22 protein-coding genes are annotated in these 23,726 nt (G+C 61.2%); 20 read left to right on the top strand and 2 right to left on the bottom strand.

Annotated elements, in window-relative coordinates; translation table 11 throughout:
* Nucleotides 1-906, bottom strand: coding sequence for a LysR family transcriptional regulator (locus tag ACT5M9_RS06130; RefSeq protein ID WP_457980982.1), 906 nt, complete (start codon nucleotides 904-906; stop codon nucleotides 1-3).
* Between the two features lie 120 nt (nucleotides 907-1,026).
* On the opposite strand from ACT5M9_RS06130, the gene ACT5M9_RS06125 reads away from it, so the two are divergent.
* The 4 genes from ACT5M9_RS06125 to oxyR all read left to right on the top strand — a co-directional run bounded on the left by ACT5M9_RS06125 (nucleotide 1,027) and on the right by oxyR (nucleotide 5,458).
* A complete protein-coding gene (locus ACT5M9_RS06125; RefSeq protein WP_457980984.1) occupies nucleotides 1,027-1,884 on the top strand; it encodes a Vmh family MBL fold metallo-hydrolase in 858 nt (285 codons plus the stop codon).
* Nucleotides 1,885-1,960: 76 nt separating this feature from the next.
* Nucleotides 1,961-2,614, top strand: coding sequence for a DsbA family protein (locus ACT5M9_RS06120; RefSeq protein WP_457980986.1), 654 nt, complete (start codon nucleotides 1,961-1,963; stop codon nucleotides 2,612-2,614).
* 160 nt (nucleotides 2,615-2,774) lie between these two features.
* Entirely contained in the window at nucleotides 2,775-4,409 is a 1,635-nt protein-coding gene (locus ACT5M9_RS06115; protein WP_457980988.1) for a methyl-accepting chemotaxis protein, read from the top strand.
* A 152-nt stretch (nucleotides 4,410-4,561) separates the two neighbouring features.
* Nucleotides 4,562-5,458 carry a DNA-binding transcriptional regulator OxyR gene (oxyR, locus tag ACT5M9_RS06110; protein ID WP_438552022.1) on the top strand — a complete coding sequence of 299 codons (897 nt, stop codon included), beginning with the start codon at nucleotides 4,562-4,564 and terminating at the stop codon, nucleotides 5,456-5,458.
* Nucleotides 5,459-5,519: 61 nt separating this feature from the next.
* Here oxyR and ACT5M9_RS06105 read toward each other — a convergent pair whose 3' ends face one another.
* Nucleotides 5,520-8,009 (bottom strand): penicillin-binding protein 1A, encoded by a 2,490-nt coding sequence (locus tag ACT5M9_RS06105; RefSeq protein ID WP_438552023.1) that lies wholly within the window; start codon nucleotides 8,007-8,009, stop codon nucleotides 5,520-5,522.
* Between the two features lie 299 nt (nucleotides 8,010-8,308).
* Here ACT5M9_RS06105 and tapM point away from each other — a divergent pair, with 299 nt between their 5' ends.
* The 16 genes from tapM to astA all read left to right on the top strand — a co-directional run bounded on the left by tapM (nucleotide 8,309) and on the right by astA (nucleotide 23,658).
* A complete protein-coding gene (tapM, locus tag ACT5M9_RS06100; protein WP_457980990.1) occupies nucleotides 8,309-9,370 on the top strand; it encodes a PilM family type IVa pilus assembly protein TapM in 1,062 nt (353 codons plus the stop codon).
* Complete coding sequence (gene tapN, locus ACT5M9_RS06095) at nucleotides 9,358-9,927, top strand: PilN family type IV pilus biogenesis protein TapN (protein WP_457980991.1); 570 nt, start codon at nucleotides 9,358-9,360, stop codon at nucleotides 9,925-9,927. The genes tapM and tapN overlap by 13 nt, the downstream gene beginning before the upstream one ends.
* The gene (gene tapO, locus ACT5M9_RS06090) at nucleotides 9,924-10,523 is read left to right on the top strand and encodes a PilO family type IV pilus biogenesis protein TapO (RefSeq protein ID WP_457980993.1); all 600 of its coding nucleotides are present in this window, start codon (nucleotides 9,924-9,926) and stop codon (nucleotides 10,521-10,523) included. Before tapN ends, tapO begins: the two co-directional genes overlap by 4 nt.
* A 2-nt stretch (nucleotides 10,524-10,525) precedes the next feature.
* Nucleotides 10,526-11,053, top strand: a complete 528-nt coding sequence (locus ACT5M9_RS06085) for a pilus assembly protein PilP (protein ID WP_438552058.1) — start codon at nucleotides 10,526-10,528, stop codon at nucleotides 11,051-11,053.
* A gap of 16 nt (nucleotides 11,054-11,069) precedes the next feature.
* Nucleotides 11,070-13,283, top strand: coding sequence for a type IV pilus secretin PilQ (locus tag ACT5M9_RS06080; protein ID WP_457980995.1), 2,214 nt, complete (start codon nucleotides 11,070-11,072; stop codon nucleotides 13,281-13,283).
* 191 nt (nucleotides 13,284-13,474) lie between these two features.
* The gene (gene aroK, locus ACT5M9_RS06075) at nucleotides 13,475-13,993 is read left to right on the top strand and encodes a shikimate kinase AroK (RefSeq protein WP_349919028.1); all 519 of its coding nucleotides are present in this window, start codon (nucleotides 13,475-13,477) and stop codon (nucleotides 13,991-13,993) included.
* Between the two features lie 16 nt (nucleotides 13,994-14,009).
* A complete protein-coding gene (gene aroB / locus ACT5M9_RS06070) occupies nucleotides 14,010-15,089 on the top strand; it encodes a 3-dehydroquinate synthase (RefSeq protein ID WP_457980997.1) in 1,080 nt (359 codons plus the stop codon).
* Nucleotides 15,082-16,611, top strand: coding sequence for an SPOR domain-containing protein (locus tag ACT5M9_RS06065; protein ID WP_457980999.1), 1,530 nt, complete (start codon nucleotides 15,082-15,084; stop codon nucleotides 16,609-16,611). The genes aroB and ACT5M9_RS06065 overlap by 8 nt, the downstream gene beginning before the upstream one ends.
* A 70-nt stretch (nucleotides 16,612-16,681) precedes the next feature.
* Nucleotides 16,682-17,554, top strand: coding sequence for a Dam family site-specific DNA-(adenine-N6)-methyltransferase (locus ACT5M9_RS06060; protein ID WP_438552030.1), 873 nt, complete (start codon nucleotides 16,682-16,684; stop codon nucleotides 17,552-17,554).
* Between the two features lie 210 nt (nucleotides 17,555-17,764).
* On the top strand, nucleotides 17,765-18,436 hold the full coding sequence (rpe, locus tag ACT5M9_RS06055; protein ID WP_438552031.1) for a ribulose-phosphate 3-epimerase: 672 nt from the start codon (nucleotides 17,765-17,767) through the stop codon (nucleotides 18,434-18,436).
* Nucleotides 18,426-19,088 (top strand): phosphoglycolate phosphatase, encoded by a 663-nt coding sequence (locus ACT5M9_RS06050; RefSeq protein WP_457981001.1) that lies wholly within the window; start codon nucleotides 18,426-18,428, stop codon nucleotides 19,086-19,088. The genes rpe and ACT5M9_RS06050 overlap by 11 nt, the downstream gene beginning before the upstream one ends.
* 19 nt (nucleotides 19,089-19,107) lie before the next feature.
* Nucleotides 19,108-20,112, top strand: coding sequence for a tryptophan--tRNA ligase (trpS, locus tag ACT5M9_RS06045; protein WP_438552033.1), 1,005 nt, complete (start codon nucleotides 19,108-19,110; stop codon nucleotides 20,110-20,112).
* 122 nt (nucleotides 20,113-20,234) lie between these two features.
* Nucleotides 20,235-20,450 (top strand): hypothetical protein, encoded by a 216-nt coding sequence (locus tag ACT5M9_RS06040; protein WP_438552034.1) that lies wholly within the window; start codon nucleotides 20,235-20,237, stop codon nucleotides 20,448-20,450.
* A 21-nt stretch (nucleotides 20,451-20,471) separates the two neighbouring features.
* Nucleotides 20,472-21,053 carry an aminodeoxychorismate synthase component II gene (locus tag ACT5M9_RS06035; protein ID WP_457981003.1) on the top strand — a complete coding sequence of 194 codons (582 nt, stop codon included), beginning with the start codon at nucleotides 20,472-20,474 and terminating at the stop codon, nucleotides 21,051-21,053.
* A 278-nt stretch (nucleotides 21,054-21,331) separates the two neighbouring features.
* A complete protein-coding gene (locus ACT5M9_RS06030; RefSeq protein ID WP_457981005.1) occupies nucleotides 21,332-22,549 on the top strand; it encodes an aspartate aminotransferase family protein in 1,218 nt (405 codons plus the stop codon).
* Nucleotides 22,550-22,638: 89 nt separating this feature from the next.
* The gene (astA, locus tag ACT5M9_RS06025) at nucleotides 22,639-23,658 is read left to right on the top strand and encodes an arginine N-succinyltransferase (protein ID WP_438552037.1); all 1,020 of its coding nucleotides are present in this window, start codon (nucleotides 22,639-22,641) and stop codon (nucleotides 23,656-23,658) included.
* The last annotated feature ends 68 nt before the right edge of the window (nucleotides 23,659-23,726 follow it).

Raw genomic sequence — 23,726 nt, 5'->3', positions numbered from 1 at the left:
TCATGATCCGCCCTGCCAGAGGGGATCCCCGGCCATGCGCTCGATGAGGAAGTCGAGGAAACTGCGCAGCAGGGGGGACATCTGCTTGCGGGTGCCATAGATCCCGTAGACGCCGAGGCGCTTGGGTTGCCACTGGCCGAGCAGGGGGATCAGGGCGCCGCTCGCGAGCTCGGCTTGCACCGAGTAGCGGGGCTGCAGGCTGATGCCGGCCCCCTCCAGGGTCGCCTTGAGCAGCAGGTTGGAGATGTTGGCGCTCAGGTTGCCGCTCACCGGTACGGAGACCGGGCCATCCGCCCCCTCAAACTCCCACAGACTCTTGCCGAAGTAGGTGTAGGTGAGGCAGTTGTGCAGGGCGAGGTCCTGTACCCGCTGCGGGGTGCCGTGGCGCGCCAGATAAGCCGGGCTGGCACAGACCACGGAGTGACAGGTCCCGAGGCGGCGGGCCACCAGGTTGGGGTCCAGATCGTTGGTGATGCGCACGGCGAGATCGATGCGCTCCTCCACTAGGTTGACGGTTCTGTCCAGCAAGAGGATGTCGATGGCCGTCCCCGGATAGCGAGCGAGGTAGGCGTTGGCGGCCTCTACCAGCAGGGCATCCGAGATGGAGTAGCTGCTGGTGATGCGCAGTTGCCCTTTGGGGGCCTCGTCACTGCGCACGGCCAGCTGCTCCATCTCTTCCCCCAGCGCCAGCATGGCCCTGGCCCGATTGAGGGCCTCTTCCCCCGGCCCCGTGAGGCTGAGCCGGCGGGTGGTGCGGTGCAACAGGCGCGCCCCCATCCACTGCTCCAGCTCCGCCAGATAGCGCGAGACCATGGCGCGGGACATCTCCAGTCGCTCGCCCGCCCCGCTCAGGCTGCCCTGCTCAACCACGCAGACGAAGACTCGCAATGCGGTCAGCCGATCCATTTTTGCCCCTATATGTTCGATTCATGCAACAGTGATGCGCTCATTATGCGGTATTTGAGCGGATAAGGTTTCAATAAACTACAACTACTCGATGAACAAACAACCGATGAGGCATATCCGATGAACACTGTACTGCGTACCCTGACCCTGGCCACCACCCTGCTCGGCGGCGCCGCCCTCGCCTCGCCCCTGACGGTGACCGTCTACAACCCCGGCGAGAAGGGGATCTTCCCCGTCTCCTCCGAGCTGGTGACCGGCGACAAGGAGGCCATCCTCATCGACGCCCAGTTCGGGGTCAAGGATGGCAAGGCGCTGGTGGATCTGGTGAAGCAGAGCGGCAAGAAACTGACCACCGTCTACATCAGTGGCGGGGATCCGGACTACTACTTCGGGCTCGAGCCCATCAAGGCGGCCTTCCCCGAGGTCAGGATCCTCGCCAGCCAGCATGTGGTTGACCATATCAAGCAGACCAAGGATGCCAAGCTGGCCTACTGGGGCCCCATCCTGGCCGAGCAGGCTCCGAAGCAACTGATCGTGCCCGAGGTATTGACCGCCTCTCACCTGACCCTGGAAGGGGAAACCATAGAGATCAAGGCCATGAATACCCCGAGTGCCTACCTCTGGCTGCCCTCCATCAAGACGGCGCTGGGCGGTGTACCCGTGTATGGCAACACCCATGTGTGGATGGCGGACAGCCAGACCAAGGCCGCGCGTGCCCAGTGGGTGCAGACCCTGAACGAGATGCTGGCGCTCAAACCCGAGCGGGTCGTGCCCGGTCATTTCCTCGGGGCTGAACCCAAGGGCGTCGATGCCGTGACCTTCACTCGCGACTATGTGCTGCGCTTCGAACAGGCGCTGGCCAAGGCCAAGGGCTCCGCCGGGCTGGTGGCGGAGCTGAAGCAGGCCTACCCCGCCCTGCCCGTTGATGACGGCCTGGATATCGGTGCCAAGGTCGCCACCGGCGAGATGACGTGGTAATAGCCTGAGTCTGTTCCCTGTGTTTTTTTACCGGGCCGAGCGCCCGGTTTTTTCAATCGGTTTGGAGTAAAGCGCGATGAGCGATGCGACCCTGCATTATGTGTACGACCCCCTCTGCGGCTGGTGTTATGGGGCGGCCCCCCTGCTGGCGGCCGCGGCCAAGATCTCCGGGTTTGAGATCGCGCTGCATGGCGGCGGCCTCTGGCTGGGGGATCGCCGCCAGCCCATGGGGACGGCTCTGCGCGACTATGTACGCCCCCATGACGAGCGGATCCAGGCCCTGACCGGCCAGCCCTTCGGTGCACGCTATTTCGATGAGCTGTTGCTGAGCGATGGCCTGCTGCTCGACTCCGACCCCCCCATTCGCGCCATCCTGGCGGTCCGCGCCCTGGGGGGAGATGCCCTGACCATGCTGCACCGCATCCAGCAGACCCATTACCGCGATGGTCTCTGGGTGGGGTCACTCCCCCGGCTCGCCGCCTTGGCCGAGGAGCAGGGGTTCAATAGGGAGGCATTCGAGCTGGCGTATCGTGAGGCCAGTCTCGATGAACATCTGGCCGAGAGCCAGGCCTGGTTGCGCCGTCTCGGCGGGCAGGGCTATCCCACATTGGGGCTGATGCAGGGCGAGTGCCTGGTTGTGCTTCCCCTCGCCACCTTCCTCGGAGATCCTGCGGCCTTCACCGATCATCTCGCGGCACAGCTGGGGCAGGTAAAACCACAATCTAGATAGGTGATCTGGTCTGAACAGTGCTTCTGAGCGCCGGCATGGACTCATGCTTGACCTGAGGCTGACGATATAGGGAGATGCAGCTAGATTTATCTCCGTATGAATAGTCATCATTTGGGTATGAAATACCCAGATGCCTCTCAGGTCGTCAAGGATACGCATCATGTTCAAAAACATGTCAATTAGTCAGAAGCTGAGCGCTGGATTTGCCACCCTGGCCGTGCTGGTGGTCGCACTGGCGTGGTTTTCGGTGTCGCAATTGTCGGGGCTATTTCGTGACACGACCCTGATCACGGGCAACCTGATCCCGAGTATGCAGGCCGCCAACCAGATGGAGACCTCCCTGCTGAATTCGCGTCGGGCCGAGCTGAACATGGTGATCTCAGGGCAAGACAAGGAGGGGGTGGCGCGTTATGACAAGGTCTATCAGACGGCCAAGCAGGAATTTGCCACCGCCGCCCAGGCCTATGCGGCCATGCCGTTTACCTCGGCTCAGGAAGAGCAGGAGTTCAAGGCGCTCACAGAGGCGGCAGCACAATACTTCGATGCCCATGACGAGCTCGCCGCCGCGCTGCAGCAAGGGGATATGGACAGGGTCATGGCCCTGCGCGAAGGGATCACCATGACAGCCCTGGTCGCCGTCAGCAAGAAGGCCCTGGTGCTGCGGGACATCAACGACAAGGTGGCCCGCAACATGACAACCACCATCGAGGGGGTATATGAAAACTCCAGGACGCTCAGCATCCTGATAGGCTTCTTCACCGTGGTGTTCGTGGTCGTGGTGGCCTGGCTGCTGACGCGGCTCATCCGCAACCCTGTCATGCTGCTGCTGGCCCAGACCCAGAAGGTCTCGGGCGGGGATCTGGCGACCCGGCTCGATCTTGACCTGTTCAACAACGACGAACTGGGGCAGCTGGCCAAGGGCTTTGGCGAGATGCAGGGCCGCCTACGCAGCCTGGTCAGCGAGGTGTCCGGCTCCGTGGTGCAGCTCAGCTCGGCCGCCGAGGAGATAAGCGTGGTGGCCAAGCAGTCGGCGACCAGCATGAACAGTCAGCAGCATGAGCTCAATCAGTTGGCGACGGCCATGAACGAGATGCAGGCGACGGTGCAGGAGGTCTCCCGCAACACCAACGAGGCGGCGGAAGCGGCCACCCAGGCGAGCGGCACCGCCGAGCAGGGGGCCCACACCGTCAACGATTCCATCGTACGGATCGAGCAGGTCGCCTCCGCCATCGAGAGCACCGCCGAGGTGATCCGCCAGTTGGGCGACGACAGCCGCAACATCGGCATGGTGCTGGAGGTGATCCGCGGCATTGCCGAGCAGACTAACCTGCTGGCGCTGAACGCCGCCATCGAGGCGGCCCGGGCCGGCGAGCAGGGTCGCGGGTTCGCGGTGGTGGCGGACGAGGTGCGCACGCTGGCGAAGCGAACCCAGGACTCCACCGCCCAGATCAACACCATCATCTCCGAGCTGCAGCAACGGGCGGAGCAGGCCGGCAGCACCATGCAGCAGAGCCAGGCGCTGATGCAGGCAACCGTGGGCACGGCGCGGGAGGCGGGAGCCTCCATCACCGAGATCAGCGGCTCGGTCGAGAGCATCTCCCAGATGAACATCCAGATAGCGACGGCGACCGAGGAGCAGGGGGCGGTGAGCGAGGAGCTCAATCGCAATGTGGTCAACATCAGCCATGCCTCTGAGGAGGTGGTGGCCGGGGCGACCCAGATGGCGGCTGCCTGCAACGACCTCAATCAGCTGGCTACCCAGCTGCAGGAGATGGTACGCCGCTTCAGGGTGTGAGGATCTCCCCGCGCGGCACATTGAGCGGGCCTGGACGAGCGTTCAGGCCCGCTTCCTCTCATCCCCCCATTCATCCTACCATGGACATCCCTTGTCCCGTCGCCCGTTCTTGGGCATGCTAGCGGACTCATTAATGGGCCGGATGCAGTCGTATGAACCTTCGCGATCTCGAATACCTGGTAGCGCTGGAAGAGGAGAAGCACTTTCGCAAGGCGGCGGAGCGCTGTTTCGTCAGTCAGCCGACCCTGAGCGGCCAGCTGCGCAAGCTGGAGGACGAACTGGGGGTCATCCTCATCGAACGCACCTCCCGCAAGGTGCTGTTCACGCCGGCCGGCGATGCCATGGCCCAGCAGGCCCGCAAGGTGCTCAAGGAGGTACGCGAGCTGAAGAGCATAGGCCAGCACTTCGCCGAGCCCATGTCCGGCGAGATCCACATCGGCTTCATTCCCACCGTCGGCCCCTACCTGCTGCCCCACATCATCCAAGACTTGCGGGAGCACTTCCCCAAGCTGGAGTTCTACCTCTACGAGGAACAGACCCAAGTGCTTCTCAAGCGGCTGGAGGAGGGGGAGCTGGATTGCGTGGTGCTGGCGGAGCTGGAGGGGATGGAAGGCTTTGGCACAATCCCGCTCTATCAGGAGCCCATGTGGCTGGCGGTGCCCAGGCAGCATCCCGAGGCCCAGGCCAGGGCGGTGCCGCTGCACAATCTTAAGGGCAAGAAGCTGCTGATGCTGGCGGATGGTCACTGCCTGCGGGATCAGGCCATGGGCTTCTGCTTCGCCGCCGGTATCGGGGAGGATCAGCGTTTCAAGGGCACCAGCCTCGAGACCTTGCGCAACATGGTGGCGGCGGGCAGCGGCCTGACCCTGATCCCCCGTCTCGCCGTGCCGACCAACAAGGAGGAGGGGGGCGTCAGCTACCGACCCGTGATCGACCCCATTCCGGGGCGAACCATATCACTGCTCTACCGTCACTACTCGGTGAGAAGGCCCTGCTTCAATGAATTGGCGGCGCGTATCTCGCTGTTGATGAAGTCACTGTTGGCATGATGTGGTAATGCGTGCATAAAAAAACCGGCGCCCTGGCGCCGGTTTTTGCATGTCTGCGAGCTTAGAAGATGTCGTCCGTGGAGACGGGACCATCGCTGCTGGAGCCATCGCCGCCATAGACCTGATTGCCATCGGAGAGCTGGCTGGAGTAACGGGTCGGCTCTGTCCCCTCCTTGAAGAACTCTTCCGTGGTGCTGCCATCGGTGCGGTTGGTCAACAGACCGGTTTCGCGATCGATGCGCACCTGCATCACCCCTTCCGGTACCGGCATCTTGCGCTCGGGGATCTGCTGCAGGGCCGTCTTCATGAAGTCGATCCAGATGGGCTGGGCGGCGCCGCCCCCGAACTCGGCCCGGCCGAGGCCGCGCTGATGGTTGTCAAAGCCGATCCAGGAGGTGGCCACTAGGTTCGGGGTATAGCCGGAGAACCAGGCATCCCGCGATTCGTTGGTGGTCCCGGTCTTGCCCGAGATGTCGTGACGCTTGAGGTCACGGGCCGCCCGCCAGCCGGTACCGCGCCAACCGTTGCCACCCCAGATGGCGGTGGTCAGGGTGTCGGTGATAAGGAAGGCACTCTGGGCGCTGATGGTCTGGGGCGCCATGTTGTTGGGCACCACGGGGTCGATCGGGCACTGGGCCTTCCAGTCCGGAGCCGTATTGAGGTAGGCATCTGCGCTGTCGAGACCGGCGGCGGCCAGCACGCCGCAGTCGCGGCAGGCGGCGGCCGGATTGGCCTGATACAGGGGCTGGCCGAAGCTGTCGGTCACTTCGGTGATGAAGTAGGGGCTGACCTGGAAGCCGCCGTTGGCCAGCACGGAGTAACCGCGCACCACTTCCAGCGGGGTGAATTCGGCGGCGCCGAGGGCCAGGGATTCGTTGGCCGAGATGTGATCCCGGGCGAAGCCGAAGCGGGTCAGACCGTCGATATAGGTATCCAGCCCGATGGCGCGCATCAGTCGCACCGACATCACGTTCTTGGACTTGGCGAGGCCGAGGCGCAGGGTGGTCGGGCCCTCATAGATGGCCGGTGAGTTCTTGGGCTGCCACATGGGGCCCTTGGCCGGATCCCACTGGTTGATGGGCGCATCGTTGATCAGGGAGGCCAGGGTGTAGCCCTGCTCCAGCGCGGTAGCATAGAGGAAGGGCTTGATGTTGGAGCCGACCTGGCGGCGCGCCTGATCCACCCGGTTGAACTTGGAGATCTCGAAACTGAAGCCACCGACCAGGGCCTCGATGGCCCCATCCTGCGGGTTCATGGCCACCAGGGCGGCGTTGACCTCGGGGATCTGGGAGAGCAGCAGCTCCTCACCCTTCTCCCGCACCCAGATCTGGGCGCCGACTTTCAGCACGTCCCGCGCCGATTTCGGGGAGAAGCCCTGACGATCGTCGGTGATGAAGGCACGCGCCCACTTGATGCCATTCCAGCCGAGCTCGGCCTGCTTGCCATTCTTCAGTACCAGGGTCGCACTCTTGTCGGTCAGCTTGGTGACCACGGCCGCCATCAGCGGCTGATAGGTCGGCTGCTTGGCCAAGTGGGCCATGATCTGCTCGTAGTCCCAGGCCGGTTCACCGGCTTTCCACAGCAGGGCGGTGGGACCGCGATAGCCGTGGCGGGTGTCGTAGTCGAAGACACCGTCCAGCAGGGCGCGATGGGCGGCCCGCTGACGCTTGGCGGTGACAGTGGTGTAGACGTGCAGGCCCATGGTATAGGCATCTTCACCGAACTGCTCCACCATCTTCTGGCGCACCATCTCGCTCAGGTAAGGGGCATTGAGCGTCGTCTCGGCGCCGTGGTAACGGGCCTTGACCGGCATCTTGGACGCCTCGTCGAACTGGGCCTGGGTGATCTTGCCGGTCTCCAGCATGCGACCGAGCACCACGTTGCGGCGGGCGAAGGCACGCTCGGGAGAGCGAATGGGGTTGAGCATGGACGGGGCCTTGGGCAGACCGGCGATGATGGCGATCTCATCCAGGGTCAGATCCTTCACATCCTTGCCGAAGTAGACCTGGGCGGCTGCGCCGACCCCGAATGCCCGGTAGCCGAGGGGGATCTTGTTCAGATAGAGCGTCAGGATCTCGTCCTTGGAGAGATTCTGCTCGATGCGCCATGCCAGGAAGACCTCCTTGATCTTGCGCACCAGGGTCTTCTCATTGCTCAGGAAGAAGTTGCGCGCGACCTGCTGGGTGATGGTACTGGCGCCCTGGCGGGCCTGGCCGGAGACAGCCCAGACGGTGGCGGCCCGGATGATGCCGATGGGGTCTATGCCCGGGTGCTCGTAGAAGCGGGCATCCTCGGTGGCGAGCACGGCGTCGATCATGGACTGGGGTATCTCGTCCAGACGCAGCGGGATGCGACGGATCTCGCCGAACTGGGAGATCAACTCACCGTCCCGGCTGTAGACCTTCATGGGGGTAGCCAGTTTGACATCGCGCAGGGCGCTCACATCCGGCAACTGGGGCTTGATGTAGAAGTAGACGCCGATGAGGCTGGCAACACCCAGCACAGCACCCAGCATCATCACAATAAAGAGGCGAACGAGCCATTTCAGCATGGAAGAACTACCAATCGTCTTAAAATTAGCCAACGGGCGCAGAGTATAGCCTTTTTAGCCCTGCAGATTCGAGGTTTTCCTGTCTAGGGACCCGGACCTCGAGAAGAGGCGCGAGGGTAGCACTTCATGGCGCAATTACCAAGGCGAGGGGCGGGCAGAGGAGGAAGGGAGAGGTGGGTCAATTTTTGACATAAACTTTATGACATTGATAGATAGAGCATTATATTGAGTTAAATCATCACCCCGTGATGAGCTGTCCTACAATAAGTCCTAAAACCCAATAACGCATGGATGTGTATATGTTTGGGCTATTCAGCAAAGGATCCCTCCTCTCCTTGGCGGGTATTGATTTTGGCAGTCAAACCATCAAGGCCGTCACCCTCAGCGGGCGTCCCGGCAAGTTGCATCTCGAGTCTGTCGCCGAGATCCCCATGCCCAAGGGCACCCTGGTCGATTATCAATTACAGGATATCGAACGGGTCAGCCAGTCCCTCAAGTCCCTCAAGCGGCTCATTCAGGGGGATTGCGAGCACGTGGCCACCGCGGTGACCGGCTCCAACGTCATCACCAAGGTCATCCAGGTCGATACCAACATCAACGACAGCGAACTGGAGAGCCAGGTGCAGCTGGAGGCCGAGCAACTCATCCCCTTCCCCCTCGATGAAGTCAGCCTGGATTTCGAGATCCTGGGGGTGACGACCGATGAGAGCCGTCAGGAGGTGTTGCTGAGCGCAGCCCGCACCGAGAGCGTCAGCGGCAGGGTCAGCGCCCTGACGGAAGCGGGCATGAACACCAAGGTCGTGGACGTTGGCGCCCATGCTCTCGGGCGCGCCGTGCTGGCCTGCCTGCCGGAACTTCAGACATGGGAAAAACCGGTCGGGATCGTCGATATCGGCGCCAGTGCCATCACCTTTGCCGCCCTGATCAAGGGTCAGGTGATCTACTCCCGCCTGCAAAACTTCGGTGGGGATCAATACAGCCAGGCCCTGGCCTCGTTTTACAGCATGAGTCTGGAAGAGGCCGAGCTTGCCAAGACGCAAGGCTCCCTGCCCGTCGACCATGAGATCGAGGTGCTGCAGCCTCACCTCAATACCCTGGTGCTGCAGGTGAAGCGCAACGTGCAGCTGTTTTGCAGCTCATCGGGGAACAAGGAACTCTCCCGGCTGGTGCTGACGGGGGGAGGCAGCCTGCTGCCAGGCCTTGCCAAGCAGATTGGTAGTGAACTAGGTTGTGATGTATCTCATCCGGATCCCTTTGTGTTGTTTGGCAAACCCAAGGGAGAGGGAGGACTCATTCATGGGGCCAAATACATGGCTGCACTTGGGTTGGCGCTGCGGAGCTTCACACCATGTCAAATATAAACCTGCTGCCCTGGCGGGTGGTCAGGGCTCAACGCCAGAAGAAACAGTTTGGCGTCTTGTTGGGGGTGTTTCTGGCGGCGACGGCTTCTCTGGCTTTTGCCATCGATTGGCTGGTCGTGCAGCAGATCTCCCACCAACAACAGCGTAACCAGCGGTTACAGCAGGAGATGACCCTGCTGGATGCCCAGCTCGGCGAGATCCGTTTACTGCAGGAGCGGCGCAAGGAGCTTATCGATCGCATGCAGCTCATCGAACAGCTGCAGATGCGCCGCAATCTGCCGGTGCGCCTGTTCAATCAGTTGCCCGTGCTGGTGCCCAACGGAGTCTATCTCAATACCCTGGCGCTGCAGGCCAACCGGATCGATGTCAACGGCAAGGCGGAAGCCTACGGGCGGGTGGCCAGCATGATGCGGCGCATAGACGGCTCAGGCTGGCTGGGCCAATCCCAGCTCAGCACCATCTTCACCGCCGAGGTGGCCCCCATAGCGCTGAGCGAATTCTCCATGATGTTCCTGATTGCTTCCACCAACCTGAACTCGGCCAAGGGGCAGCCATGAATTTGCAGCAGCTCAATGAACTCGATCTCAACGACATTGCCCGCTGGCCCAAGCTTGCCAAGGGGATTTTCATCGGCATCTGCTGTGCCTTGGTGGGGGGCGGCATCTATTACTACGTGATCGCGAGTTCCCTGACGGCATTGCGCCAGGAGGCCGCCAAGGAAGGCGAACTGAAAGGGCAGTTTGAGACCAAGGCCATGCAAGCGGCCAATCTGGGGGCCTACAAGAAACAGATGGTGCAGTTGGAGCATCTGGTGGATACCCAGCTCAAACAGTTGCCCAACACCCATGAAGTGGCTGGGTTGCTCGATGACATCAGCTTCATCGCCACGGACAATGGCTTGAAACTCAACCGGATCAATTGGGAGCCCGAGGTCCAGCGCGAGTTTTCCACCGAACTGCCCATGCGCATCGAGGTGATCGGCACCTATCACGAGCTCGGCAAGTTTGCGGCCGATATGGCGGCCTTGCCGCGGATAGTGATCCTGGAGTCATTCACGCTCAATCAGGACAAGGATGGGAGCGAGATGATCGGCATGTCCATGCTGGCCAAGACCTACAAGTACAACGGCAAGACGGTGGGGGCGCAGCCATGAATCTGAGACCGCTCTGCCTCTTGTTACCCATACTGCTGCTCTCCGCCTGCGGCGGGCAGGAGGACATGGATGAATATGTGAAGCAGACCAAGGCGAGACCCCCAGTGCCCATCGAACCTTTGCCGGAGATCAAGCCATTCTCGCCCATGGCCTATCAGCACACTGAGCAGCGCAGCCCCTTCATCGAGCCTCAGCCTGAGAACAGTTCCAGAGCGGATGCCAGGGTCAAACCGGATTGTGCCCAGATAGTGGCCAACCGTGAGAAGGAGGTACTGGAGCGCTACTCACTGGCCAGCTTGAGCATGAAGGGCTCCATCGGCAAACAGGGACAGTTATGGGCCCTGATCAACACGCCAGATGGGCAGGCGGTGCGGATCGGGCTGAATCAACATATGGGGCTGGATCAGGGAAGAGTCATCAAGATAACGAATACCCATGTCGACTTGATGGAGACGGTACCGGATGGCAAGGGATGCTGGGTCACACGAGAAACCCAGCTGGCCATGGCCAATCTCGACGCAAAACAATGATCAGGGATGAGCTGAGATGAGAACAACAATAAGCAGGATGACCGGCGTGGCGCTGCTGTGGTTTGGGGCCTGCCATCAGGTGTGGGCGGTACCGACGCTGCAAGAGGTCAAGGTGAACCCCTTGTTGGCCGATCAACTGCTGCTGGAACTGAGCTTCAGCGAGCCGGTGAGCGGTTTCAGCGACAGATTGTCCTATGAACCGAATCAGTTGCTGCTTCATGTGCCCGGTGCCGTCGGCGCGCTGACGGTCAACCCGCTGCCCATCAAGCAGCAAGGGGTGGACAATCTCAAGGTGGAAGGCAAGGGGGAGGGGCTCGACATCAAGATAGCCCTCGACCAGCTGACTCCCTATCAGGTTCACCAGCAGGGCAGCAAGCTGCTGGTGTCGCTGGGGGAGAAGGTTGGCCAATCGACAGCCCCGACCACGGTAGCCACCACGACGCCGGTGGCGACCCAGTCTGCTCTGGTCAGAAACCAGCCTGTCACCCAGTCAGCTTTGATTGATACCCAGCGAGTGGCCCAGAATCAAGCCATGCCAGCCCCTCAACCGGTTGCGGCTCCCACGCCGGTAGCAGCCTACAAACCCGTGTTGTCCACCCAGCAAACCAATAGCGGAGCCTACTTCAACTCGGTCAAGGGGGTGGACTTCAGGCGTGGCAAGGAGGGGCAGGGGGAATTTCTAGTGACCCTGGACAACAGTTCGGCGGCGGTGGATGTCAGCAGCCGCGGCCAGAAGGTGCTGGCCAAGTTCCACGGCACCCGGATCCCGGATGATCAGCTCAATCTCATCAATGTGCAGGACTTCGCGACCCCGGTTTCTCAGGTGGAGGTGTTCCGTCAGGGCAACGACACCCTGTTTGAGCTGTCGGTCAACGGCCAGTTCGACTATCGCTACGATCAGGCCGACAAGATGTTCATCATCGAGGTGAAGAAACGGGTTGCCACCACGGCGGCCAAGCAGTACCAGGGTAAGCCCATCTCCTTGAACTTCCAGGATATTCCGGTGAGAACCGTGTTGCAGATCATCGCCGATTTCAACAATCTGAACCTGGTGACCACGGATTCTGTCTCCGGCAATATCACATTGCGCCTCGATGGTGTGCCCTGGGAGCAGGCACTGGATATCATCCTCAAGGTCAGGGGGTTGGACAAGCGGCTGGACAACAACATCCTGCTGGTGGCCCCGGCAGAAGAGATAGCTGCCCGCGAGAAGCAGCAGATGGAGAGTCGCAACCAGGTGGCCGACTTGGCGCCGCTCTATACCGAATATATGCAGATCAACTACGCCAAGGCGGCGGAAGTGGCGGCGCTGCTCTCCTCCGAGAGTACCAAGTTGCTCTCCCCGAGGGGGGCAGTGAGCGTGGATGAGCGCACCAACGTGCTGGTGGTCAAGGATACGGCGGATGTCATCAGCAACGTCAAACGGATGCTGGATATTCTCGACATCCCGGTCAAGCAGGTGGTGATCGAAGCCCGCATGGTGACCATCGACGATGGTTTCGACGAGGCGTTGGGGGTGCGCTGGGGGGTGACCAAGACGGATGGGCACGGCAACGGGACCTCGGGCACCATAGAGGGCAACGACGGGTCGGGCAACAACGATGGCACCTCCACCATCACCAGACCCGGGGTCGAAGACAGGTTGAACGTCAACCTGCCGGTGACCAATGCCGCCGGCACCCTCGCCTTCCAGGTGGCTCGTCTTGCCAACGGCACCCTGCTGGATCTGGAGCTGTCGGCGCTGGAGAAAGAGAGCAAGGCCGAGATCATCGCCAGCCCCAGGGTCACCACGGCGAACCAGAAGCCTGCGCTGATTGAGCAGGGTACCGAGATCCCCTATGTGGAGTCCTCCTCCAGCGGCGCGACTTCTGTCACCTTCAAGAAGGCGGTACTGAGCCTCAAGGTCACTCCCCAGATCACCCCGGACAACAGGGTGATCCTGGACTTGACCGTGACTCAGGATACCAAGGGGGAAACCGTGCCGACCGGTACCGGGGATGCGGTTTCCATCAACGCCCAGTCCATCACCACCCAGGTGCTGGTGAACAACGGCGAGACCCTGGTGCTCGGCGGCATCTACCAGCAGACCATCAAGAACGACGTCAGCAAGGTGCCGCTGCTGGGGGACATCCCGGGTCTTGGCTACCTGTTCAAGAAAACCACCAGCGAGAACAAGAAGCGGGAACTGCTGATCTTCGTCACCCCGCGGATCGTGACCGACGCCCTCTGAATGCTTTACATGTGAGGGTAAAACACATATAACCTTACGCCCCAATGAGGCTGGGGCGTAAGGGCTGCGGTTGCCAGTCCTGATTTCTATTGAGATAATCCCCCTCCTGATCCATCGCAAGATAAGGTTCATAGGTACCCCGGTCGAGAGTTTACCGGGGCCATACAGTTTGTAATTACTAACGAAAAGACATGGCTGAGAAACGCAATATTTTCCTGATAGGTCCCATGGGTGCGGGCAAGAGCACCATAGGTAGACATCTGGCAGAACAACTGCACATGGAGTTTTTCGACTCGGATCATGAGATTGAGCGCCGCAGTGGTGCCGATATCGGCTGGGTGTTCGATGTTGAAGGCGAAGAGGGTTTCCGGATCCGCGAAGAGAAGGTGATCGGCGAACTCGCCGAGCAGCAGGGCATCGTGCTGGCGACGGGTGGCGGTGCCATCAAGAGCCGTGAGACGCGCAACAAGCTTTCCGCCCGTGGCATCGTCGTCTACCTCGAAACCACCATCGAGAAGCAGCTGGCACGCACCCAGAGAGACAAGCGTCGTCCCCTGTTGCAAACCGAAGAGCCGCCCCGTGAAGTGCTGGAGCGCCTGGCCCTCGAGCGCAACGCCCTGTATGAAGAAGTCGCGGACTTTGTCATCCACACCGATGAACAGAGTGCAAAAGTTGTTGCCAATCAAATCGTTAAGTTGATCGGCATGTAATCGATAGAGGACGTCCATGGAAAGGTTGAAGGTCGAACTGGGTGAGCGCAGCTACCCGATTGAGATAGCTGCGGGTCTGTTGCAACGCCCCGAGGTGTTGGCAGAGACGATCAAGGGCAAGCGGGTCATGATAGTGACCAACACCATCGTCGCCCCCTTGTATCTTGAGCGGGTCATTCAATTGCTCTCCGGTTTTCAGGTTGAACACCTGATCCTGCCGGATGGCGAGGCCTACAAGACCCTGGCGACCTTCGAGCAGATCATGTCTGCTCTGCTTGAGACCAACCATGGTCGTGATACCACCCTCATCGCCCTGGGGGGCGGCGTGATAGGTGACGTTGTCGGCTTCGCTGCGGCAAGCTATCAACGTGGCATTCCGTTCATTCAAGTGCCTACCACGCTGCTCTCCCAGGTTGACTCTTCCGTCGGCGGCAAGACCGCCGTCAATCATCCCCTCGGCAAGAACATGGTGGGCGCCTTCTATCAGCCCAGGCATGTGATCATCGATACCGATTGCCTCCAGACTCTGCCCGCCCGCGAATTTGCCGCAGGCATGGCGGAGGTGATCAAGTACGGCATCATCTGGGATGCCGAGTTCTTCTCCTGGCTCGAAGCCAACATGGGGCGCCTGCAGAGCCTCGACACGGACGCCCTCTCCTATGCCATCCGCCGTTGCTGCGAGATCAAGGCGGAGGTGGTGGCCGAGGATGAGACCGAACACGGGGTGCGCGCCTTGCTGAACCTGGGCCACACCTTCGGCCATGCCATCGAGGCCGAAAAAGGTTATGGCAACTGGTTGCATGGCGAGGCGGTTGCAGCCGGCATCATGCTGGCGGCGGACACTGCCTTGGCTCGCGGTGATCTGACCGAGCAGGAGGTGGCGCGGATCCGTGCCCTGCTGCTGGCGGCTGACTTGCCCGTACAGGCTCCCCCCGAGATGGATTTTGACGCCTTCATCCGCCACATGCGCCGCGACAAGAAGGTGCTTCAAGGCAAGCTGCGACTGGTGTTGCCGGTCGGGATCGGGCATGCCCAGGTCGTCGGTGATGTGACTGATACCCAATTGATGGCGGTAATCGAGTCTGGTCGTGACTAACAGCAAACTGCTAAAACTTCCTTCCCAGCGGCAGCTGGTCGACCGGCTGCTGCACCTGATTGAATTCAATCACCCCTTCATCTTTCTCTCCGGCAAACCCGGCAGCGGTCGCGGCACCCTGTGTGAAAGTCTGCTGAACGGCCTGCCCGAGACGGTGCGGGTGGTGAGCCTTATCGGCAGCGCCGCCATGAAGATGGCGGACGTGCGCCAGCTCTTGCTCCAGCAGGTGGTGGCTAGACCCCTGTTCAACCCGCAGGATGCCCTGGCCGACAGCTTCTTCCGCATGCTGGATGGCAAGCCAGCGAATCTGCTGCTGCTCATCGAGCGGGCCGACGAATTGCCTGCAGATCTGGTGGGGGAGCTGTGGGCGCTCTGTCGTCACAACGATACCCTGGCAAGCCCCCACAAGCTGGCGATCATGGTCTCCGGTAGTGACGCCTGGTGTCGCACCCAGAAGGGGGGACTCAAGGGGCGGGCCATGCCGGCTCTCGAGCTGGAGGTCGCGCCACTGAGCCCACCGGAGCAACGTATCTTCTTGTATGAGAAGGCCAAAGAGCTCAAGATCCCGACAGCCCTCTTGCCCAAGCCCAAGGTAGAGGAGATCCTGAATGGCGCACATGGACATCCGTCCGCCATCATGCAGTCACTGGAGGATATCATGACCGACAGAAGGCCCAAGAAACGTCAGGCCGAGTTGCCCGTGAAGAAGATTGCTATCGTACTGGCCCTGGTCGTGGCCGGTCTGCTGGGGCTGAGCTATCTGCCCATGTTCGATGAGATGGGCAAGGAAGAGGCCAGGGTTCAGCCTCAAGAGGAGGCGCTGCCGTCTCCGATAGGGAGCGATCCTCTCACGGCAGACGCCGCGAGCGGGGCGCAAGCCAGCGGCTCGGCCGAGGCGAATGGCAGCCAGGTGGCGCGCGACTGGCAGGCGGATGTCAAGACCCTGCCCAAGAAGGTCGAGAGCGAGACGGTGACCACGGAATCGACCAACTACGAGGGACGCCGTGTGGTCATCTCCGACGAGGTGGTCGAGAAGCTGATGACGCAGCCCAACGTCAGCGGTGCCCTGCCTACCGAGGTGGTGAACGAGCTGACCGGTGTGAGCTCCCAGGCGGGAGCAACCCAGAAGGCGACGCCCTCCACCCAGCCTTCGGCGCAGAAGGCCCAAGGCACGGCTGCGCCCAAGCAGGTTGCCGACCCCGCCGCCCTGGTGGCGCCCAAGGTGACACTGACCCCGGTCGCGACCCTCAACAAGAAACCGAAGAATCACTACAGCATCCAGCTGATGGGGGCGAGCAATACCCAGGTTGTCGACAGTTTTGTCGCCGAGCATGCCCTCGCGGGCAAGGTATGGGTCTACAAGACCCGTTTCCGTGGCAGCCCCTGGTATGTGGTGATACAGGGTGACTATGCCAACAGTGCCCAGGCGAAGACGGCGATCCGCAAGTTGTCGCCGGCGCTGCTGAAGGGACAACCCTGGCCCAAGTCGTTCGCCCAGATACAAAAAGAGTTGAAGCAATAGCCATGCTGCCCGTGAAGGGGGTAGAATCTCCCCCCTTTTTTGGGCGTTGCCTTCTTAACACCGGATTTCCATGAAAAAAACACGCGCGTTTTTAAAATGGGCCGGGGGAAAATACTCCCTGGTCGAAGAGATTGCCGAGCGGTTGCCGGCCGGGCGTGTGTTGCTGGAGCCCTTCGTCGGGGCGGGCTCGGTCTTTCTCAACACGGATTACGATGCCTATGTGCTCAACGACATCAATCCGGATCTGATCGGCCTGTACAATCATCTCAAGCAGCGACCGGACAACTTCATCGGCGAGGCCCGCAAGCTGTTCGTGGCCGAGCACAACCACAAGACCGCCTATTACCGCCTGCGCAGCCAGTTCAACCAGACCGAGGCCGGTTTTGAGCGGGCCCAGCTGTTCCTGTTCCTGAATCGCCATGGTTTCAACGGCCTGTGCCGTTACAACAAGAAGGGGGGCTTCAACGTTCCCTTCGGTTCCTACAAGAAGCCCTATTTCCCGGAGAAAGAGCTGTGGGCCTTCGCGGAGAAGGCGCAGAAAGCCACCTTCATCTGCGAGAGCTATGCCGACGCCATGGCGAGGGCGGAGTCCGACTGGGTCATCTACTGCGATCCCCCCTATGCGCCGCTCTCCACCACGGCGAGTTTCACCACCTATTCGGCCGGTGGCTTCACCCTGGACGATCAGGCGTTGCTGGCACGTCTTGCACGGCACACCGCCGCTCACAAAAGGGTGCCCGTGCTCATCAGCAACCACGATATCGAGCTGACGCGCGAGCTGTATCGTGGCGCCCGGCTGGACGAGATCCTGGTCAAGCGCACCATCAGCCGCAACGGCGGTGGCCGCAACAAGGTGGCGGAGCTGCTGGCGCTCTATCCGCCCGGCATCGAGCCCGAGCAGGGTTATTATCCAAGCGACGCCGTATTGGCCGAGCTCGGCTAGTCTGCTGGCGGCACCTTCGGGTGCCGCCATCATTTTGGGCGAGCGGCGGGCGACACTTGCCTGCATTTCTCTCCTCCTGTTGACGGTTTTCATCGGATCGACGCGATAAAGCGAGTCACCCGCTTCTACCGTGCTTGCGGGTCGTTTTCATCGGACATTTGCGGTAAAATTACGCCGTTTTTTCTGCCTAGCTGCCAATGGATGACGCTGATGAAAGATTTTCTGATTGCTCCCTCTATCCTCTCCGCCGACTTCGCCCGTCTGGGTGAGGATGTTGCCAAGGTGCTGGCCGCCGGGGCCGACGTGGTGCATTTCGACGTGATGGACAACCACTATGTCCCGAACCTGACCATAGGCCCCATGGTCTGCCAGGCGCTGCGTGACTACGGCATCGAGGCGCTCATCGACGTGCACCTCATGGTCAAGCCGGTGGACCGCATCGTGCCCGATTTCGCCAAGGCGGGTGCCAATCTGATCACCTTCCACCCGGAAGCGTCCGATCACGTGGACCGCACCCTGGGGCTCATCAAGGAGCAGGGTTGCCAGGCCGGTCTGGTGCTGAACCCGGCCACGCCGCTCTCCTGCCTGGAATACGTGATGGACAAGCTGGACGTGATCCTGCTGATGTCGGTCAACCCAGGCTTCGGGGGCCAGAGCTTCATCCCTGGCACTTTGGCCAAGCTGCGTCAGGTGCGTCGCCTGATCGACGAGAGTGGCCGCGACATTCGCCTCGAGATCGACGGCGGCGTCAAGGTGGAGAACATCCGCGAGATCGCCGCGGCCGGTGCCGACATGTTCGTGGCCGGTTCCGCCATCTTCGGCAAACCGGACTACAAGGCGGTCATCGACCAGATGCGTGCGGAGCTGGCTCATGTCCGTTGAACGTCCCTTTGACCTGGTGCTGTTCGATCTGGACGGCACCCTGATCGACAGCGCCTCCCAGCTGGCCCTGGCGGTCAACCGTACCCTCGTCGATCTGGATCTGCCCAAGGCCGATGAGGCCGTGGTGCGGACCTGGGTCGGCAACGGTGCCGACAAGCTGATCCAGCGTGCACTGGATTACCGCGGGGCGCCGGATCTCTTCGCCAAGGCGCGCCCCCTGTTCGATGCCCACTATCGCGCCTGTCTGCTGGAAGGGCTGGCCATGTATGAAGGGGTGGAGCAGAGCCTGCGCCGCCTGCAGCGACTCGGCTATCAGCAGGCTGTGGTGACCAACAAGCCGAGTCACTTCGTGCAGCCCATCCTGGATGCTCTCGGCATCGGTGACTGTTTCGCGCTCTGGCTGGGGGGCAACTGCGTCCCCGAGAAGAAACCGAGCCCGGCGCCCCTGCTGCACGCCTGCCACGAGCTGGGCATAGCCCCGTCCCGCACCCTGATGGTGGGGGATTCCGAGAACGACGTGCTGGCCGCCCAGGCCGCCGGCATGAAGGTGGCGGGGCTCACTTACGGCTACAACTATGGCCGCCCCATCGCGGATTCCCATCCGGATTGGGTCTGCGAGCAGTTTGCCGAGCTCGATGCCCTGCTGGCCTAATAACAAGGATCCACATTTCATGACCAAACCAATCGTACTGAGCGGGGCCCAACCCTCCGGCCAGCTGACCATAGGCAACTACATGGGGGCCCTGCGTCAGTGGGTCAACATGCAGGATGACTTCGACTGCCTCTACTGCATCGTCGATCTGCATGCCATCACCACCCGCCAGGATCCGGCTGCCCTGCGCAAGGCCTGCCTGGATGCCGCGGCCCTCTATCTGGCGGTGGGGATCGATCCCGCCAAGAGCACCGTCTTCATCCAGTCCCATGTGCCGCAGCACGCGGAGCTCGGCTGGATCCTGAACTGCTACACCCAGATGGGCGAGCTGTCGCGCATGACCCAGTTCAAGGACAAGTCCGCCCGCTTCGAGAACAACGTCAACGTCGGTCTGTTCGGCTACCCGGTGCTGATGGCGGCCGACATCCTGCTCTATCAGGCCAATCAGGTGCCGGTCGGCAACGACCAGAAGCAGCATCTGGAGCTGACCCGCGACATCTGCACCCGTTTCAACAACCTGTATGGCGAGGTATTCACCCTGCCCGAGCCCTTCATCCCCACCGACGGTGCCCGGGTGATGAGCCTGCAGGATCCGACCAAGAAGATGTCCAAGTCCGACGACAACGAGGCCAACTTCATCGGCCTGCTGGAAGATCCCAAGCAGATCGTCAAGAAGATCAAGCGGGCGATGACCGACTCCGACGAGCCGGCCGTGGTGCGTTTCGATCCGGAAAACAAGCCCGGGGTCTCCAACCTGCTGACCCTGATGTCCGGGGTGACCGGTCGCTCCATCCCCGAGCTCGAGCAGCACTTCGAGGGCAAGATGTACGGTCACCTCAAGACCGAGACCGCCGAGGCCGTGGTCGCCCTGCTGGAGCCCATCCAGGCGCGCTTCCGCGAGTTGCGTCAGGATGAGACCCATCTGATGAAAATTCTGGCCGCCGGGGCACAAAAAGCGCGGGAAAGGGCTGAAAAAACGCTGATCAATGTATATGATGTAGTCGGCTTCGTTCCTCGAGCCTGACATACTGGGAAGGTGTAGTTGAAGAGAGCTGGGTATTTGCCTGGCTTTCTTTGTTTTACCGACCCGGTATTCGAGCCTTCACCTTCCCATTGCCAACGCGGGTTTTTGCCCCAAGAGAAAGCATGTCCGTCGAATCAAATTCCGTGATTGAAGAGCTGAGTGACAAGGGCCACTGGCTGCGCAAGTTTCGCAAGGCCAAGAACCTGAACACCCTGCAACTGATGGTCTCCAACGCCATCGACAAGCATTACAAGACTCCCGCCATCGCAGCCGCCATCTATCTGGCGGAGTGCCAGCGCGAGCGCGAACTGGAGCAGGGCCGCCTGCTGGACCGCTGATCGCCTGCCGCCGATAATCCCATGCTGTTGTTGATCGATAACTACGACTCCTTCACCTGGAACCTGGTGCAATACTTCGGCACCCTGGGGCAGGAGGTGCTGGTGAAGCGCAACGATGAGCTGAGCCTGGAGGAGATTGCCCGGCTCGCCCCCCGCCATCTGGTGATCTCCCCCGGCCCCTGCACGCCAAACGAGGCGGGCATCTCCCTGGCCGCCATCAGCCGCTTCGCCGGCCAGATCCCCATCCTGGGTGTCTGCCTCGGCCACCAGTCCCTCGCTCAGGCCTTCGGCGCCCATGTGGTACGCGCCCGTCGGGTGATGCACGGCAAGACCTCCCTCATCCGTCACAAGGGGCAGGGGGTCTTTAAAGGATTGAATGATCCGCTGCGGGTCACCCGCTACCATTCGCTGGTGGTGGAGCGCGAGACCCTGCCCGACTGTTTCGAGGTGACCGCCTGGAGTGAGCACGCCGATGGCAGCGTCGACGAGATCATGGGACTGCGACATAAAACACTGGCGCTGGAGGGAGTACAGTTCCACCCGGAGAGCATCCTCAGCGAGCAGGGCCACCAGTTATTGGCCAATTTTTTGGCCTCTTCCTGAAAAAATCGTGACGCTAGTCCCAGAATCGCGATGGGGCAAAAAAATTTTTTCCTGACACTTTATTCACCTCCCTCCCTGCCCAAATTATCTCTTGCCAACACCCCCTGAGCCGTTATGCAATGCGGTTGCCTAAAATCTCACGGGCAATCGAATATTGTTCCTCATAGGCCGGGATGTTGCAGACTTTTTACTTTTTTTCTGTGATAATTCCGCCACGTTTACACGGATTTAACTTTTGGGTGGTGGATTATTCTGCTGCCAGTTAGAAGGAGAGCAAGATGTCAGAGTTGTTGGCAGTGACACGTGAAGTGTTTGATGAAGTGATGGTTCCGAACTATGCCCCCGCCAAGATCATTCCGGTGCGCGGCGAGGGTTCACGTGTCTGGGATCAGGAAGGCCGCGAGTATGTAGACTTCGCAGGTGGGATCGCGGTCAATGGCCTCGGTCATTGCCATCCCAAGCTGGTCGAGGCCCTGAAAACCCAGGGTGAGAAGCTGTGGCACCTCTCCAACGTGATGACCAACGAGCCGGCCCTGCGCCTGGCCAAGAAGCTGGTCGCCGCCACCTTCGCCGAGAAGGTCTACTTCTGCAACTCGGGCGCCGAAGCGAACGAGGCCGCCCTGAAGCTGGCTCGCCGCTACGCCATCGACAAGTTCGGTGCCCACAAGACCCAGATCATCGCCTTCCATCAGGGCTTCCACGGTCGCACCTTCTTCACCGTCAGCGTCGGCGGTCAGGCTGCTTACTCCGATGGTTTCGGCCCGAAACCCGCCGATATCACCCATGTCACCTACAACAACCTGGAAGAGCTGGCTGCCGCCATCTCCGACAACACCTGTGCCGTGGTGATGGAGCCGCTGCAAGGGGAGGGTGGCATCATTCGTCCCACCGACGAGTTTGCCAAGGGTGTGCGCGAGCTGTGCGACAAGCACAACGCCTTGCTTATCTATGACGAAGTGCAATCCGGCGTCGGCCGCACCGGCGATCTGTACGCCTACATGGGTCTGGGCGTTACCCCGGACATCCTCACCAGCGCCAAGGCGCTCGGCGGCGGTTTCCCCATCGGTGCCATGCTGACCACCAGCGAGATCGCGGCTCACCTGAAAGTGGGCACTCACGGCTCTACCTACGGCGGCAACCCGCTGGCGTGCGCCGTGGCGGAAGCCGTGCTGGACGTGATCAACACCCCGGAAGTGCTGAGCGGCATCAAGCGGCGCGAGCGGCTGTTCCGCGACGGTCTCGAGGCCATCAATGCCAAGTACCACTGCTTCAGCGAGGTGCGTGGTCAGGGCCTGCTGCTGGGCGCCGTGCTGAACGACGACTTCAAGGGCCGCTCCCGTGACTTCCTGCTGGCCTCCATCGACCAGGGTCTGATGGCCCTGGTGGCGGGCACCAACGTGGTGCGTTTCGCCCCCTCCCTGGTGATCCCGGAAGCGGATATCAAAGAAGGTCTGGCTCGGTTCGAGAAAGCGGTCGCTCAGGTGGTCAACGCCTGATCCAGATTGCCTGAGCCTAGTTGAGGTGGGGAGTCCTCCCGGCAGGAGCCGGGACCCCACCTGTCGTCAATGAAAGGGAGTTGTCATTTATGTTGGTTATCCGTCCTATCGAGCAGCGCGACTTCGCCGGCCTCAAAACCTGTGCCATCGAATCCGGCACCGGCATGACGTCATTGCCGGTGAACGACGAGCTGCTGCAACGCAAGATCGATGCCTCGACCCAGACCTTCCTGGACAAGCCTGCCGGCAAGGGAGACTGCCTCTACTTCTTCGTGGCCGAGGATCTGGAGACCGGCGAGATGGTCGGCACCTGCGCCATCGATGCGGCCGTCGGCCTGTCCCAGCCGTTCTACAACTATCACATCGGCAAGGTGGTGCACTCTTCCCCCAAGCTCGGCATCTACAACGTGGTGGAGACCCTCACCCTCTCCAACGACTACACGGGCAACTCCGAGCTGTGCACCCTGTTTCTGCGCGAATGCGCCCGCGAGGGGCTCAACGGCCGGCTGCTCTCCAAGCACCGCTTCTTGTTCATGGCCGAGCATCCGGAATTGTTTGACGAGACCGTCTTCGCCGAGATGCGCGGCGTCTCCGATGCCAACGGTCACAGCCCCTTCTACGAGTGGCTGCAGAAGCATTTCTTCTCGATGGACTTTCCCACCGTCGACTATCTCACCGGCATCGGCAAGAAGCGCTTCATCGCCGAGCTGATGCCCAAGTACCCCATCTACGTCAACCTGCTGAGCAACGAGGCGCGCGCCGTCATCGGTCAGACCCACGAGAAGACCCGCCCCGCCATCAAGATGCTGCAGGACGAGGGTTTCGTGAATCGCGGTTACGTGGACATCTTCGATGCGGGCCCCACGGTCGAGTGCGACGTGAAGCACATCCGCAGCGTGCGCCGCAGCCAGAAGCTGGCAGTATTGGTGGGTGAGCCCATCGGTGGCCGCACCTATCTCATCTGCAACACCCGTTTCGAGCAGTATCGCGCCTGTTACGGCAACATCCGGGTCGATCTGGACAAGCACGAAGCCATCATACCGCCCAAGATGGCGGCCGCCCTCAAGGTGGAGAATGGCGACATGGTGCGCATCGTCGACCTGGAATAAGCGGTCTGATACCACAGCATATGCAGCAGGCAGCCGAGGCTGCCTGCGAACCACAGGGAGTGAATCCG

The sequence above is a fragment of the Aeromonas sp. AE23HZ002T15 genome (assembly GCF_054165525.2).
The sequence above is the reverse complement of the archived record's forward strand: the minus strand, read 5'-3'. Positions and strand labels throughout refer to the sequence as shown.

Coding starts and splice junctions, on each gene's coding strand:
- aroB (WP_457980997.1), top strand. CDS start 14,010: ATGGAAAGGTTGAAGGTCGAACTGGGTGAGCGCAGCTACCCGATTGAG.
- aroK (WP_349919028.1), top strand. CDS start 13,475: ATGGCTGAGAAACGCAATATTTTCCTGATAGGTCCCATGGGTGCGGGC.
- ACT5M9_RS06105 (WP_438552023.1), bottom strand. CDS start 8,009: ATGCTGAAATGGCTCGTTCGCCTCTTTATTGTGATGATGCTGGGTGCT.
- ACT5M9_RS06125 (WP_457980984.1), top strand. CDS start 1,027: ATGAACACTGTACTGCGTACCCTGACCCTGGCCACCACCCTGCTCGGC.
- ACT5M9_RS06130 (WP_457980982.1), bottom strand. CDS start 906: ATGGATCGGCTGACCGCATTGCGAGTCTTCGTCTGCGTGGTTGAGCAG.
- ACT5M9_RS06035 (WP_457981003.1), top strand. CDS start 20,472: ATGCTGTTGTTGATCGATAACTACGACTCCTTCACCTGGAACCTGGTG.
- ACT5M9_RS06050 (WP_457981001.1), top strand. CDS start 18,426: ATGTCCGTTGAACGTCCCTTTGACCTGGTGCTGTTCGATCTGGACGGC.
- ACT5M9_RS06060 (WP_438552030.1), top strand. CDS start 16,682: ATGAAAAAAACACGCGCGTTTTTAAAATGGGCCGGGGGAAAATACTCC.
- oxyR (WP_438552022.1), top strand. CDS start 4,562: ATGAACCTTCGCGATCTCGAATACCTGGTAGCGCTGGAAGAGGAGAAG.
- ACT5M9_RS06040 (WP_438552034.1), top strand. CDS start 20,235: ATGTCCGTCGAATCAAATTCCGTGATTGAAGAGCTGAGTGACAAGGGC.
- tapO (WP_457980993.1), top strand. CDS start 9,924: ATGAATTTGCAGCAGCTCAATGAACTCGATCTCAACGACATTGCCCGC.
- astA (WP_438552037.1), top strand. CDS start 22,639: ATGTTGGTTATCCGTCCTATCGAGCAGCGCGACTTCGCCGGCCTCAAA.
- ACT5M9_RS06120 (WP_457980986.1), top strand. CDS start 1,961: ATGAGCGATGCGACCCTGCATTATGTGTACGACCCCCTCTGCGGCTGG.
- rpe (WP_438552031.1), top strand. CDS start 17,765: ATGAAAGATTTTCTGATTGCTCCCTCTATCCTCTCCGCCGACTTCGCC.
- ACT5M9_RS06030 (WP_457981005.1), top strand. CDS start 21,332: ATGTCAGAGTTGTTGGCAGTGACACGTGAAGTGTTTGATGAAGTGATG.
- tapN (WP_457980991.1), top strand. CDS start 9,358: ATGTCAAATATAAACCTGCTGCCCTGGCGGGTGGTCAGGGCTCAACGC.
- tapM (WP_457980990.1), top strand. CDS start 8,309: ATGTTTGGGCTATTCAGCAAAGGATCCCTCCTCTCCTTGGCGGGTATT.
- trpS (WP_438552033.1), top strand. CDS start 19,108: ATGACCAAACCAATCGTACTGAGCGGGGCCCAACCCTCCGGCCAGCTG.
- ACT5M9_RS06115 (WP_457980988.1), top strand. CDS start 2,775: ATGTTCAAAAACATGTCAATTAGTCAGAAGCTGAGCGCTGGATTTGCC.
- ACT5M9_RS06080 (WP_457980995.1), top strand. CDS start 11,070: ATGAGAACAACAATAAGCAGGATGACCGGCGTGGCGCTGCTGTGGTTT.